12 protein-coding genes are annotated in these 13935 nt (G+C 67.6%); 3 read left to right on the forward strand and 9 right to left on the reverse strand.

What is annotated here, in order from left to right; translation table 11 throughout:
• Nucleotides 1–78 precede the first annotated feature (78 nt).
• The gene (locus HFGMBDPB_RS07680) at nt 79–1332 is read left to right on the forward strand and encodes an HD-GYP domain-containing protein (RefSeq protein WP_016449151.1); all 1254 of its coding nucleotides are present in this window, start codon (nt 79–81) and stop codon (nt 1330–1332) included.
• Between the two features lie 97 nt (nt 1333–1429).
• Nucleotides 1430–2530 (forward strand): tRNA preQ1(34) S-adenosylmethionine ribosyltransferase-isomerase QueA, encoded by a 1101-nt coding sequence (gene queA, locus HFGMBDPB_RS07685; RefSeq protein ID WP_016449150.1) that lies wholly within the window; start codon nt 1430–1432, stop codon nt 2528–2530.
• 68 nt (nt 2531–2598) lie between these two features.
• Here the strand turns inward: queA and HFGMBDPB_RS07690 are convergent, their stop codons facing one another.
• From HFGMBDPB_RS07690 to hpf, 9 genes are all read right to left on the reverse strand, one after another.
• Complete coding sequence (locus tag HFGMBDPB_RS07690) at nt 2599–3357, reverse strand: iron ABC transporter ATP-binding protein (RefSeq protein ID WP_034363473.1); 759 nt, start codon at nt 3355–3357, stop codon at nt 2599–2601.
• Nucleotides 3354–4352 (reverse strand): iron chelate uptake ABC transporter family permease subunit, encoded by a 999-nt coding sequence (locus HFGMBDPB_RS07695; RefSeq protein WP_016449148.1) that lies wholly within the window; start codon nt 4350–4352, stop codon nt 3354–3356. The genes HFGMBDPB_RS07690 and HFGMBDPB_RS07695 overlap by 4 nt, the downstream gene beginning before the upstream one ends.
• Nucleotides 4349–5332, reverse strand: coding sequence for an ABC transporter permease (locus tag HFGMBDPB_RS07700; RefSeq protein ID WP_212645158.1), 984 nt, complete (start codon nt 5330–5332; stop codon nt 4349–4351). The genes HFGMBDPB_RS07695 and HFGMBDPB_RS07700 overlap by 4 nt, the downstream gene beginning before the upstream one ends.
• A gap of 46 nt (nt 5333–5378) precedes the next feature.
• Nucleotides 5379–6350 (reverse strand): siderophore ABC transporter substrate-binding protein, encoded by a 972-nt coding sequence (locus tag HFGMBDPB_RS07705; RefSeq protein ID WP_349305360.1) that lies wholly within the window; start codon nt 6348–6350, stop codon nt 5379–5381.
• A 53-nt stretch (nt 6351–6403) separates the two neighbouring features.
• The gene (locus HFGMBDPB_RS07710; protein WP_212645159.1) at nt 6404–8170 is read right to left on the reverse strand and encodes an enterochelin esterase domain-containing protein; all 1767 of its coding nucleotides are present in this window, start codon (nt 8168–8170) and stop codon (nt 6404–6406) included.
• A gap of 4 nt (nt 8171–8174) precedes the next feature.
• On the reverse strand, nt 8175–10352 hold the full coding sequence (locus HFGMBDPB_RS07715; protein WP_212645160.1) for a TonB-dependent receptor: 2178 nt from the start codon (nt 10350–10352) through the stop codon (nt 8175–8177).
• A gap of 246 nt (nt 10353–10598) precedes the next feature.
• Nucleotides 10599–11555, reverse strand: a complete 957-nt coding sequence (hprK, locus tag HFGMBDPB_RS07720; protein WP_016449143.1) for an HPr(Ser) kinase/phosphatase — start codon at nt 11553–11555, stop codon at nt 10599–10601.
• 32 nt (nt 11556–11587) lie between these two features.
• Nucleotides 11588–12061 carry a PTS sugar transporter subunit IIA gene (locus HFGMBDPB_RS07725; RefSeq protein ID WP_016452020.1) on the reverse strand — a complete coding sequence of 158 codons (474 nt, stop codon included), beginning with the start codon at nt 12059–12061 and terminating at the stop codon, nt 11588–11590.
• A 155-nt stretch (nt 12062–12216) separates the two neighbouring features.
• The gene (hpf, locus tag HFGMBDPB_RS07730; RefSeq protein ID WP_016449141.1) at nt 12217–12576 is read right to left on the reverse strand and encodes a ribosome hibernation-promoting factor, HPF/YfiA family; all 360 of its coding nucleotides are present in this window, start codon (nt 12574–12576) and stop codon (nt 12217–12219) included.
• Nucleotides 12577–12940: 364 nt separating this feature from the next.
• Between hpf and HFGMBDPB_RS07735 the strand changes: the two genes are divergently transcribed.
• A complete protein-coding gene (locus HFGMBDPB_RS07735) occupies nt 12941–13864 on the forward strand; it encodes a phosphoribosylaminoimidazolesuccinocarboxamide synthase (RefSeq protein WP_016449140.1) in 924 nt (307 codons plus the stop codon).
• Nucleotides 13865–13935: the final 71 nt, after the last annotated feature.

A 13935-nucleotide genomic window follows, 5' to 3' on the forward strand; every position in this document is an offset into this window, starting at 1 on the left:
CCTTGACGCCCCGGGTCTCTGGGGAAGCCGCTACCATGCACGCTGACGTTACGTAGTGTTACCCCGCCACCGAATGCCATGTTGAAGCGTATCAATGTCCAGCATGTCACTCTGGGCATGTTCCTGCACGAGTTCTGCGGCTCCTGGATGGAGCATCCCTTTTGGCGAACCCGTTTCCTGCTTCGCTCCGAGGCCGATCTCCAGCGTCTGCGCGCCACCTCCATCCAGGAGGTCTGGATCGATGTGCGCAAAGGCCTGGACGTGGGCGTGCAGGTGCCCTGCCTGCGCTTCGACCCGCAGGACGAGCTTCGCCACCAGATCCCCGACAACGCCCGCCCTGCGTCCGAGCAGAGCACGGCCCCCATCTCCACCGCCACCGAGCTGCGCCGCGCGGCCCAGACCTGCGCCCAGGCCAGGCAATTGCTGAGCCGCCTGTTCAGCGATGCGCGGCTGGGCCGGCCCGTGGACGCCTCGGCCGCCGGACAGCTGGTGGACGATGTGACAGCCTCCGTGGCACGCAATCCCCATGCGCTGATCGGCCTGGCCCGCCTGAAGACCGCCGACGACTACACCTACATGCACAGTCTGGCCGTGTGCGCGCTGATGGTGGCCCTGGCCAAGCGCATGGGCCTGGACGACCACAGCCTGCGCAAGGCCGGCATGGCCGGCCTCATGCACGATCTGGGCAAGACCGCCATTCCGGTGACCGTGCTCAACAAGCCCGGCCCGCTGGACGACGCCGAATGGGCGCTGATGCGCGCCCATCCACGCCACGGCGAGCAGCTGCTGCGCCCGCTGGGCCTGGACGACGAGGTCATCGATGCCTGCCTGCACCACCATGAAAAGGTGGACGGCAGCGGCTACCCCGACGGGCTGCAGCAGGGCGACATCGGCCTGCTGGCGCGCATGACGGCGATCTGCGACGTCTACGATGCCATCACCTCGGACCGGCCCTACAAGAAGGGCTGGCCGCCTTCGGAGGCGCTGCGTCGCATGGCCGAGTGGAGTCCGCGCCATTTCGACAAGCGGCTGTTCGAGCAGTTCGTGCAGACCGTGGGCATCTACCCGCTGGGCTCGCTGGTGCGCCTGCATTCGCAGCGTCTGGCGGTGGTGGTCGATGCCTCGCCGGCCAGCCTGCTGGCGCCGCGCGTCAAGGTCTTCTATTCGCTGCGCCAGTCCTGCCGCATCACGCCGGAGATCGAGGACCTGTCCGAAAGCCAGGGCAACGACCGCATCATCGCGCGCGAAGACCCTGCGGACTGGGACTTCCCCGATCTGGAATCGCTGTGGCTGGAGTTCGAGCGCCAGCCCCAGGCCGCCATGGCCAGGTGATCGCCGGCAATTCCGGGGATGACCCCAGGGTTTGCGACAATTGCCAGCTTCCGTTCAACGAACTTGGAACGGGCCATGTCCGGCCCTCAAGCACTGCATGTCCTCCCTGTCCCGTGTGTTCTCGCTCAGCGATTTCGACTTCGAGCTTCCCGAGAAGCTGATTGCCCAGCATCCTGCCGCCCAGCGCAGTGCCTCGCGCCTGCTCGACGGCCGCGACGATGCCAACCCGCCCGCCGACCGCATCTTCCACGAGCTGCCCGATCTGCTGCAGCCCGGCGACCTGCTGGTGTTCAACGACACGCGCGTGATCAAGGCGCGCATCTTCGGCGAGAAGGCCAGCGGCGGCCGGCTGGAGCTGCTGGTCGAGCGCGTACTGGAAGGCAACGACGTCGTGGCCCACATGCGCGTCAGCAAGAAACCCCTGCCCGGCTCGCGCATCCACCTGTGCGGCGGCAAGAACGGTGGCGGCTTCGACGCCGTGCTGCGTGGCCGCTGGCCCGACGAGAACGGCCCGCTGTTCCACCTGAGCTTTGAAGGCCCGCGCGGCGAGACGCCCCATGAGCTGATGGAGCGCTTCGGCCATCTGCCGCTGCCGCCCTACATCGAGCGCCACCAGGAAACCGGCAACGACCCCGATGCCGCCGAAGACAGCGAGCGCTACCAGACCGTCTTCGCGGCCCGCCCCGGCGCCGTGGCCGCACCCACGGCCGCCCTGCACTTCGACGACGCCGTGCTGGCCCGCCTGGCCGAGCGCGGCATCGAACGCGCCAGCGTCACGCTGCACGTGGGCGCCGGCACCTTCCAGCCCGTGAAGACCGAGAACCTGGCCGACCACCAGATGCACAGCGAGTGGTACGAAATCCCGCTGGCCACCCTGGCCGCGCTGGAACGCTGCCGCCAGCGCGGCGGCCGCATCATCGCCGTGGGCACGACCACGGTGCGCACGCTGGAGTCCTGGGCCCAGACGGGCAACTTCTCAGGCGATACGCGCATCTTCATCACACCGGGCTTCGAGTACCAGGTGGTCGATCTGCTGATCACCAACTTCCACCTGCCCAAGAGCACGCTGATGATGCTGGTCAGCGCCTTCGCCGGCTACGAGCAGGTGATGGCGCTGTACCGCCATGCGATCGCGCAGGAGTACCGCTTCTTCAGCTATGGCGACTCCATGCTGTTGAAGAAGAAAAGCACCCCCTGAGCGGCTGGCTTAGGCCCTTGCTTGGTGTCCCTCGCCTCAGGCCGCGCCAAGCCCGAAACGCCGCATGTTCAGCCAAAGTAATGGCAGAGCCTGCGGCCCTTGACCTCGTGCACGCTGACGGGGATGCCGTAGAGGGTGCTGAGGACCTCGTCCTGCACGACCTCGGCCGGCGTGCCCGCCACGGCCAGGCGGCCGTCCTTGAGCGCGATGATGTGGTCGGCGTAGCAGGAGGCGAAGTTGATGTCGTGCAGCACCATGACCACGGTCTTGCCGCGTTCGGTGACGGCGCGGCGCAGCAGGCCCATCATGCTGACGGCATGGGCCATGTCCAGGTTGTTCAGCGGCTCGTCCAGCAGGATGAAAGGCGTGTCCTGGCACAGCACCATGGCGATGTAGGCGCGCTGGCGCTGGCCGCCTGACAACTCGTCGAGAAAGCGCTCGGCCAGCGGCGTGAGCTGCAGGTACTCCAGCGCCTCGTCCACATGGCGCACATCCTCGGGGCCCAGCCGGCCCTTGCTGTGCGGAAAGCGGCCGAAGCCCACCAGGTCGCGCACCGTCAGGCGCAGCGTGCTCTGGTTGTCCTGGCGCAGGATGGCCATGATGCGCGCCAGCGCCTCGGTGGGCGTGGTGGCCACGTCGCGGCCAGCCACCAGCACCTGGCCTTCCGTGATCGGCATGAGGCGGCTGACCAGGGACAGCAGCGTGGATTTGCCGGCCCCGTTGGGGCCGATGATGGCCGTCAGCGCCCGCTCGGGCACGTTGAAGTTGAGCTCCTGCAGCACGGTCGTGCCGCCATGGCGCTTGAGCAGATCACGCACCTCGATCATTGGGTCCCCTTGCGCATGAGCAGCACGATGAAGACGATTCCACCCAGGAACTCCACCACGATGCTCAGCACGGTATTGAATTGAAAAAGCTGCTCCAGCAGCACCTGGCCGCCCATGAGCAGCACGCAGCCCCAGAGCACGGCCGCAGGCAGCACCCAGGCATGGCGGCGCGTGCCCATGGCGTGATACGCCATGTTGCTGACCAGCAGACCGAAGAAGATGACAGGCCCGACCAGGGCCGTGGACACGGCCACCATGCAGGCCACCACGGCCAGCAGCCGCAGCACGCGGCCATCGTAGTCCAGGCCCAGGCCGATGGCGGCATCGCGCCCCAGCGAGATCACGTCCAGCACGTGGCGCTGGCGCCAGATCCAGGCGCTGCCCAGCGCGATCAGCAGCAGCGACGGCACCAGCAGCTGCAGGTTCACCGCGTTGAAGTTGGCGAACATGCGGTCCTGCAGCGCCGTGAACTCATTGGGATCGAGCACGCGCATGGCCAGCCCCGCCAGGCTGCGAAAGAAGATGCCACCCACCATGCCCACCAGCAGCATCAGGTGCAGGCTGCTGGCATGGCCCACGAAGAGCCAGCGCATCAGCAGCACGCTGAAGCCCACCATCAGCACGATGTTGAGCGCATAGCGCCCGACCTCGCCCATGGCGGACACGCCTGCCGCGCCCAGCATCAGCACCATGGCCGCCTGCACGAACAGGTACAGCGCATCCAGCCCCATCACCGAAGGCGTGAGGATGGTGTTGTGCGACACGGTCTGGAACACCACGGTGGACAGGCCGATGGCGCAGGCCACCAGGGCCATGGTCAGCACCTTGGCGCCCCGGTGCTCCAGCACGAAGGCCCAGTCGGTCCTGACGCCCACGGTCATGAAGGCCAGCAGGCACAGCAGCGCCAGCCCTCCCAGCAGCGCCAGGCGTCGGCCCCGGCCCCAACTGCGCGCAGACGGATCGGCGCAAGCAACGGATTGCGGCAGGCTGCTCATGCACGGTCCTTGCGGCGGCGCAGGATGAGCGCCAGGAACAGGGCACTGCCCAGCACGCCCAGCACGGTGCCCACGGGGATTTCATAGGGCGCGATCAGCAGCCGCCCGACCAGATCGCACAGCAGAGTCAGGCCCGCGCCGATCAGCGCCACCCACAGCACGCTGCGGCGGACGTTGTCACCCAGGACCAGGCGCACCACGTTGGGCACGATCAAGCCCACGAAGGGCAGGCTGCCGGCCGTGACCACCACGGCGGAAGTGGCCACGGCCACCACCACCAGCCCCTGCCAGACCAGGCGCCGGTAGTTCAGGCCCAGATTGGTGGCAAAGCTCTCGCCCAGGCCGGCGACGGTGAAGCGGTCGGCCGCCAGGCAGGCCAGGGCGGTGACGCCCAGCGACAGCCACAGCAACTCGTAGCGGCCCTGGACCACCAGCGAGAAATCGCCGTTGGACCAGGACTTGAGCGCCTGCATCATGTCGAACTGCAGCGCCAGAAAGCTGGCGGCTGCCTCCAGCACGCCGGCCAGCACCAGGCCGACCAGGGGCACCATCCACGACGAGCGCAGCCGGATGCGCGAGAGCACGGCCAGGAACAGCGCCGTGCCCAGCAGTGCCGCCACGGCCGAAATTCCCATCTTGGCCATCACCGGCCAGTGCGGCACCCAGAGGAACGCAGCCAGCATGCCCAGGCTGGCCGACTCCACCGTGCCCACGGTGGAAGGCTCCACGAAGTGGTTGCGTGCCAGCATCTGCATGAGCAGTCCGCAGACCGCCATGGACGCGCCGGCCAGCAACAGGGCCAGGGTGCGCGGCACGCGGCTGTAGACCAGCACCTGGCTGGCCAGGTCGTCCTCGCTGCGCGACCACAGCACGCTCCAGTGCATGTCGCCCGCGCCCACCATCAGGCTGGCCAGCGACAGCGCCAGCAGCAGGCCCAGCGCGAAAAGCCAGGCAAGGGCCTGGCGAGAGGGGCGTGACATGGGCACGGCGTGCGCGGTGGCGACAGGCGGGCTCAACGCTTTGGCGTCATGTGCGGGCAAAGGCATCCGACAGTTGCTGGATATTGGCCTTCAGCGCGCCTGGCCCGGCGTTGGACAGGGTGTACCAGTTGGCTGCGTTCAGATAGACCACCTGCTTACCGCGCCAGGCCTTGGTGGCGCGCACCAGCGGGTTGTCCAGCAGTTGCTGGGCGGTCTTGCCATCCTGGCCGATGGCCACGTCGCGGTCGATGACGAACAGCCAGTCGGGATTGGTCTTGAGCAGGAACTCGAAGGAGACCACCTGCCCATGGCGCGCCACCGTCAGGTTGTCGATGGCCGGTTTCACGCCAAACACATCGTGCAGCATGCCGAAGCGCGAGCCCGGACCGTAGGCGCTGAGCTTGCCGCCCGAGGTCAGCAGCACCAGCCCCTTGCCCGCGTTCTGCGCCTTGCCATGCAGCGCGGCGATGGCCTGCTCCACGGCCCGGACCTCGGCCTCGGCCTTGTCCTGCAGGCCGTAGACGGCGCCCAGCGTGCGGATGTTGCGGTAGATATCGGCCATCTGGTGCTGGTCGCTGACGCTCAGGTCCAGCACGGGGGCGAAGCGCGACAGCTCCTTGTACTTGGCCTCGGAGCGGCCGCCCACGATGATGAGGTCGGGCGACAGCGCCTTGACGGCCTCGTAGTCGGGCTCGAACAGGCTGCCGATGCGCGCATACCTGGCATCGGCATAGCGGGCCAGCAGCGGCGGCATCTTGAACTCGGGCACGCCACGCACCTCGCCGCCCAGCGCCTGCAGCGTGTCCAGCGCCGCCAGCTCGAACACCAGCACGCGCACGGGCTTGAATGGCACCTGGACCTCGCCCTTGGCGTGCGGCACGGTCACGGTCTTGCCGACCGCTGCCGTCTGTGCATGGGCCATGGACAGTGCCAGAGGCAGCGTGACCAGCATGCCCGCGCCCTGGCCCATCGTCGCCAGGATGTGGCGCCGGGAATGATTTGCATTCAAGGTGTTCATTCTTTCAATGATTGCTGTATCGCCAGGAAGTTCAAACATTGGCCTTGGCGGCCTCAGGGAAGTGCGGACGTGCTGTCCGGCATGCGCTCGCAGGCCGGCAGGCCCTGGGCAAAGCGCCCGGGGTTGAGCAGGGCCACCAGGCCGCAGGCCAGCGATCCCTGCCATTGCAGGTAGTCATGGCTGGTTTCATGCTCGGCCTGCGTGACCTCGTAGCCCTTGGCGCGCAGCACGTCGGCCAGGTGGCGGTTGGTTTCCAGGATGCCGTCCTGCCCGCCGCGTGCACGCTCGTAGCGGCCTGCATCCAGATAGAAGCGCACGGGCTGGCGCGGCTCCTGGGCATAGCGGCGCTGCACCCAGCCCGGCACCTCGCCGGCCGGCGACCACCAGAACGATCCCGACATGCTCAGCACGTTGCCGAACCAGCGCGCATTGACCAGGCCCGCATAGGCCGAGGCCAGGCCGCCGAAGCTGGAGCCGCCGATCACCGTGCGCACCGCAGGCTGGCCCAGGCCCTGCTCCCCCACCCAGGGCATCAGCTCCTCATCCAGAAAGCGCGCGAAGGCGGTGTTGGGCGGCAATTCCCTGCCGCGTGCCTGCGGGCTGGCGTTGTCCACCAGGACCACGGCCGTGGGCGGGATCAGGCCGTCGGCCATGAGGTTGTCGATGAGGGTGGGCGTGGACACCTGCTTTGCATAGGCATTGCCGTCGAACAGCACCAGCAGCGCCTCGGGCGCCTGGCCGCCTGCGGGAAGGTAGGTCCAGACATCGCGGCTGTTGCCCAGCACGCGACTGGACAGGCGGTGCTGCACCAGCGCCCCCTGGGCCACGCCCGCGCGCGGCGCCATCCAGGGCTGGGGTGGGGCCTTGTGCAGCTCCAGCACGGAGGCGCCCTGGAAGACATCGATGAAGCCGCCCTCGGGCGGCTGCGGGAAGGTCTTGGGATTGAGCGGATCGCGCTGCGCCGTGGCCAGCAGGGCGCGGCGCTGCTCCATGGCCGAGCCTTCGATCAGCGGCACATCGGGCGCCAGCCGGTAGCTGAGCCTGGCGTTGTCCGCCATGCGGAAGCTGGCCCACCACACATCGCTGCCGGGCAGATGCTGCAGCGGATCATGGTTGCCGGCCGGGCTGCCGAACAGGCGCACGCCCTGCATGCCCGCACGCGGCTGGCCGCGCCACAGGAAGGTGACCAGGGAGTGCCCCTCGGACAGAGGCTCGACCATGGGTGTTCCTTCCTCCTGCACGCGCCGCCAGAAGGCGTCGGCAGCCACACCAGCCCCCGCGCCGCGCTGGATTGCCTGCGCCAGAGCCCTCAGCCGCGGGCTTTGCAGTGCCGGAGGCTCGGAGGTGGCCGAGGCCTTGTTGCCGGCAGGCGCCAGGCTGGAGGTCAGCCGCAGCGCGAAGCGCCCCGCTTCTTGCGCCTCACCGCCGGAACCGGGGTCAGCCAGGGCCACGCGCCTGGCCACCAGCCGCTGCCGTCCGGCTCCCTCCGTGACCCACATCAGCGACTGGGCGCCGCCATCAGGCCTGGCCAGGCGGCGCAGGTGCCGGCCCTGGGCATCCTCCAGGTCCAGGGCCACGCCCTGCCCCTCGAATTCACCCTGGACCACGTGGCCGGCAGGCAGATCGACGCGCCAGAACTCGCGCCCACCGGCAGCCAGGACCCCTGTGGCCGCCTGGCCCGGCGCCAGCGTGCCCGGCCGTGCGGCCAGGGCCTGCCGCGATGCGGCTGCCGTCATGTCTTCACCGGCATGGACGGCTGCGCCCAGCAGGCACAGCAGCGAGGCGGCCACGCACAGGCCTTGTCGTGCAGCTTGCGCCATGGCGTCAGAAGTCCACCGTGGCCGAGACACGCACCGTGCGCGGGCCGCCCGTGGTGGCGAAGTTGTCGTTGAAACTGCCGGCCCAGTAGGACTTGTCGAACAGGTTCTCCACCGTGGCGCGGAAGGTGACGGGTTTGGCCGCGATGCGGGTGGCATAGCGCGCGCCCACGTCCACGCGGGTCCAGCTGGGCATCTTCAGCGTGTTGGCCGAATTCACCCATTGCGCGCCCGTGTAGATCAGGCGGCCGGTGAGCGTGGCGCCCGGCAGCGCGGGCACATCCCACTCGCCGCCCAGGTTGGCCGTCCAGCGCGGCACGCCGTAGACGCCGTAGCCGTCGCGCGCGCCGCCCTGGGTCTTGCTCTGGATGGCCTGCGTATAGGCCAGGCCGCCCAGCACGCGCGTGCCGCGCAACGGCTCGCCGAACACATTCCACTCCAGGCCCCGGTTGCGCTGCTCGCCATCCATCAGCAGGCGGTTGGTCGCGGTCTCCACCACGGACGAAGGCCGCTCGATCTGAAACAGCGAGACCGTCTGCGTGAAATCACCCGTGCGCCACTTGGCGCCGATCTCGAACTGCTTGGTCTTGTAGGGCGCGAACACTTCGCCGGCATTGGCGTAGGTGGCGCCGACGATGGAGCCCGCGCTCAGGCCCTGCACATGGTTGGCGTACAGCGAGACCGTATCGCCCCAGGGCTTGACCACCAGGCCCAGCGCGGGCGAGATGGCATGTTCGTCATAGCGCGCCATCTTCTGGTTCACGCGCTGCAGGCGCGCGCCCACGGTGAGCTGTACGGTGTCGCCACCCCAGCTCAGCGTGTCGGCCAGGGCCAGGCTGCTGAGCACGTCGTCGCGCTCCTGCTTGATGGCGCCGTAGGGGCCGGCCAGCGTGATGGGCGCAGGGTCGTAGATGTTGGTGATGTAGCTGGCGCTGGTGGCCACGGCCGCGCGGCCGCCCTTCTGGTTCATCCAGTTCACGGAGGCGACCAGCAGATGGTTCACGCTACCCGTGCGCAGGCGCCCGCGCACGCCGAACTCGGCCGCCATGCTGTCGGTGTAGCCGTACTGGTTGTAGGTCTGGCCCACGGCCGAGCCGTCGCCCTGGGCGCGCAGCACCACGCGCGTGCCGTTGAGCATGCCGTCATAGGAATGCTTGCCGCTGCCCACCGAGCCGAACAGCGTCCAGTCCGCCCCCAGGTCCACCGAGCCGCGCAGCATCAGCGCATCGCTTTGCTGCTGGGCACGTATGCCCGGGAAGAGATTGGTCTTGGCGTCGGGCGCTGCAATCACCTGCTTGAGGTTCTGCATGCTGACCATCATCGGGCTGCCGTCACGGATGTTGGAGCGGTAGCTGTAGGCATCCAGCCCCAGCGTGAAACCGTCGCCCTGGTAGTCGAGCGCCAGTGCGCCCAGGCCATGGCGGCGGTTCTGGCCGTCGATCTCGGTATCGCCGCCCGAGGTGCTGCCGTTGATGCGTATGCCCAGGCGGCGTTCCGGGCCGAAGCGGCGCGACACATCGGCCTGCAGGCCCAGCTGCGAGGAGCTGCTGAGCATGGTGGTCACGCGCGTGAGGTCCCGGGCCAGCGGGCGCTTGGTCACCAGGTTGATGGTGCCGCCCACGGCGCCGCCCGGCGTCATGCCGCTCAGCAGCGCACCCGGGCCCTTGAGCACTTCCACGCGCTCGATCATCTCGGTGGGCACATGGCCATCGGGCGCCAGGCCGTACAGGCCGTTGAAGCCCAGTTCCGAGGCATTCACACCCAGGCCGCGGATGGTGAAGTTCTCGTAGGCGTGGCCGGTGTTGGTGGTGAAGCGCACGGAGGGGTCGTTTTCCAGCACCGACATCAGCGTGGTCGCGTGCTGGTCGGCAATGCCTTCGGCCGTGTAGGAGGTGATGTTGAACGGCGTATCCATCACATCGCGCTGGCCCAGCACGCCCAGGCCCGCGCCCTTGGCCACCTGGCCGCCCGGCGCCACGGTGGGCAGTGCCTGGGGATCGGTGGTGCTGCGCACCGTGATCTCGCCCAGTTCGGCGTCGGCCGCCCAGGAGGCGGCGGGCAAAGCGGCAGCGGCAACCATGGCGCAGACACGGGCGATGGTGCCCAGGCCGTGGAACGGTAAAACGGGGGCGAAGGGGCTGACAGCGCCTGCGCGCGGCAGGCCGGTGCGGGAACGAGAGGACATCCGGGAGGGCTTTCAAGGCGGAAGAAAATGCGCCGCATCCAGGCCCGCAGCCCGTCGGGACACAGGCCGGATACGGCATCTGCCCGAATTATAGAAAATGAGAATTATTCTTATTTGAGAAAACAACGACAACGCACCGCGCGCAAACATGGGCGCACGGTCCGCAAACAATCCCGGGGAAAACAGTGGGGCCCAGGCAACAGGCCGCCGGCAACAGGCAGCCGGACGCCACGACGGCGCAGACCGCTAGAAGGTGTCGCCGCGTTCCATGGCGCGGCGGTGGCGCTGCACGAATTCCTGGTAGGTGTCGATGCCGCGCAGCTGCAAGATGGCATTGCGCACGGCCGCCTCCACCAGCACGGCGATGTTGCGGCCCGCCACCACCTGGATCACCACCTTGCGCACGGGCACGCCGAGCACGTCCTGCGTCAGCGGCTCGGCTGGCAGCCGCTCGTATTCGCGCTCCATGGTTTCCTTGCGCACCAGGTGCACGATGAGCTTGAGACGCATCTTGCGGCGCACGGCCGTCTCGCCAAAGATGGCGCGGATATCGAGCAGGCCGATGCCGCGCACCTCCAGCAGGTTCTGCAGCAGCTCGGGGCACTTGCCTTCGATCGTGGTCTGGTTGATGCGGTACAGGTCCACGGCATCGTCGGCCACCAGGCCGTTGCCGCGCGTCACCAGCTCCAGCCCCAGCTCGCTCTTGCCCAGGCCCGATTCGCCCGTGATCAGCACGCCCATGCCCAGGATGTCCATGAACACGCCATGCATGGTCGTGCGGTCGGCGAAATGCTTGGCCAGGTAGGCACGCAGCACATCGATCACGAAGGCCGACTGCTCGCGCGTGGCGAACATGGGAATGTGGGCGCGCTCGCACATGGACAGCAGCGCCTCGGGCGCCGTCTGGCCATCGGCCAGCACCAGCACGGGCGGCTCCAGCGTGACGATGCGTGCCACGCGGCGCTGGCAGTCCTGCGGCGTGGCGTTGGTCAGATAGGCGATCTCACGCTCGCCCAGCACCTGCAGCCGGTAGGGATGGATGTAGTTCAGGTAGCCGACGAGATCGGCGCCCGAGCGCGCCGAGCGCACGGCCATCTCGTCGAAACGGCGCTCCGAGGCCCCCAGGCCCGCCACCCACTCCCAGCGCAGGCTGGAGCGGAACTCCTCGAAAAGGACGTCGGCGCTGATGGCACTGGGTCTCATGGCAAGGCCCGTGAAAAGGGGAAGACGAAAGTCTAGACCAGCGGAGCGGCGGAAGACTGCCAGCCGGCAATCATTCCATGCAGCCGGGCCGCATCGCCGCAGGACTTCAGCCGCTCGCGCAGCTGGCTGTCGCTGAGCAGTTCGGCGATTTCAGAAAGGATTTCCAGATGCTTTTGCGTCGCCGCTTCGGGCACCAGCAAAAAGATCAGCAGGCCTACGGGCTGCTCATCGGGCGCATCGAAGCCAATGGGATGGTCCAGCTGGAACACGGCTGCCATCGGAGCGGTCAGCCCCTTGATGCGACCGTGGGGAATGGCCACGCCATGGCCCAGCCCCGTCGAGCCCAGGCGTTCACGCGCGAAGAGGCTGTCGGTGATGAGTGCGCGGGACAGGCCATGCAGGCTCTCGAATAGCAGACCTGCTTCTTCGAAAGCGCGCTTTTTGCTGGTGACGTCGACGCTCACGAGCACTTGAGCGGCGGGCAGGATGGAGGCAAGACGGTTCATGGTTCGGGAAACAATTATGCACCGCAGTGCCGGAAACCGTGGGGAAACCCTGACCCCCATCAAAAACCGCCCCGAAGGGCGGTGGTCGTGCGTGGCACATCAGCCACAAAAACGCAGGTATTGTAAGCGCCCGCACAGGGCCGGCGCCTTACCTGTCACCCGACTGACGCCAGGGTCAGTCCAGCATCATCGAGCCGCTTGGCCGTGCCGTAGCGGCTGCCCTGCTGGCGGGTCTTGTAGCGCACCACGAGACGGTCCAGCTTGTCAGCCAGCGCGTCAACGGCGGCATAAAGGTCGAAGTGAGAGGTTTCGACAAAGAGATCCTGGCCCTTGACGCGCAGCGTGCAACCGGCACGTTGGCGCTTTTCCTTCTCCTTCTGGTTATGAACGGTCAGCAAGACCTTGACATCCACCACCTGGTCAAAGTGTCGAAGAATGCGTTCGAGCTTGGCCATGACGTAACTGCGCAGCGAGGGAGTGACCTCCAGGTGATGCCCACTAATCGTCAGATTCATATCTAAACACTCCTTGCTCTGGATGGAAACAGCCCGGTCCACCGGGGGACGATCCGCCGGGACAGGTGCTTGCAGGCCGGAATGCGCATTCGTTTGCTTGCGAATCCACTATGCGCCCGGGTCGGGTCAAAAGCAACGCCGCAAGCCGATAGCGCAGGACGGTGCAGGGCCTTGGAGGCGGGTTTTGCGCGCCATGCGATTGGGCGCACAATCGGCGGGTTTGCCAGGCTGCGCCCCTGGGGTGGGGGTGGCCACAGGCCGTCCGTCACCGTGAGGCGCCGTTGGGTAGAATCGCGCTCCTGCGCGTGCCGCTTGCAGCCCTCCGGCCCCTGCAGCCTCTTTGCCAGATTGCCCCTTGCCTCACATGACCACCCAGTCCCGTCCCTCCGCCCTGCACACTTCCAACATTGCCTCGCTGCCGCTGCTCGCGCGCGGCAAGGTGCGCGACAACTATGCCGTGGGCGATGACCGCATCCTGATGGTGGCCTCGGACCGCCTCTCGGCCTTTGACGTGATCATGGGCGAGCCCATCCCCGGCAAGGGCGAGCTGCTGACGCAGATGGCGCTGTTCTGGTTCGACAAACTCGGCCACATCTGCCCCAACCACCTGACCGGCGAAGCGCCCGAATCCGTGGTCACGCCCGCCGAAGTGCCCCAGGTCACGGGCCGCTCCATGCTGGTCAAGCGCCTCAAGCCCGTGCTGATCGAGGCCGTGGTGCGCGGCTACCTGGCCGGCAGCGGGTGGAAGGAATACCAGGAATCGCGCTCGGTCTGCGGCGTTCCCCTGCCCGAAGGCCTGACCAACGCCGCCAAGCTGCCCGAGCCCATCTACACGCCGGCCGCCAAGGCCGAGATGGGCGACCATGACGAGAACATCACCTACGAGCGCACGGTGGAGATGGTCGGCGAGAAGCTGGCCTCCCAGATCCGCGATACAGCCATCCGCATCTACAAGGAAGCTGCGGCCATCGCCCTCGAAAAGGGCATGATCATTGCCGACACCAAGTTCGAATTCGGCCTGGACGAAAACGGCGAACTGGTGCTGATGGACGAGGTGCTCACGCCCGACAGCTCGCGCTACTGGCCCGTGGAAGGCTATGCCCAGGCGCTGGCCAAGGGCGAGAACCCGCCCAGCTACGACAAGCAGTTCGTGCGCGACTGGCTGGAGCAGGCCCAGGTCAACGGCAAGCCCTGGGACAAGAGCGCCCCGGCGCCCCGCCTGCCCCAGGAGGTGACCGAGAAGACGGCCGCCAAGTACCGCGAAGCGCTGCAGCGCCTGACGGCCTGAGCTGCCGCCTGCCTGTCCCCGCAAAAGAGAGCTTCGGCTCTCTTTTTCATTGCGCGGGCCCGTTTCTGCAG

This window comes from Delftia sp. PE138 (assembly GCF_018320755.1).
Lineage (GTDB): Bacteria > Pseudomonadota > Gammaproteobacteria > Burkholderiales > Burkholderiaceae_C > Comamonas > Comamonas tsuruhatensis.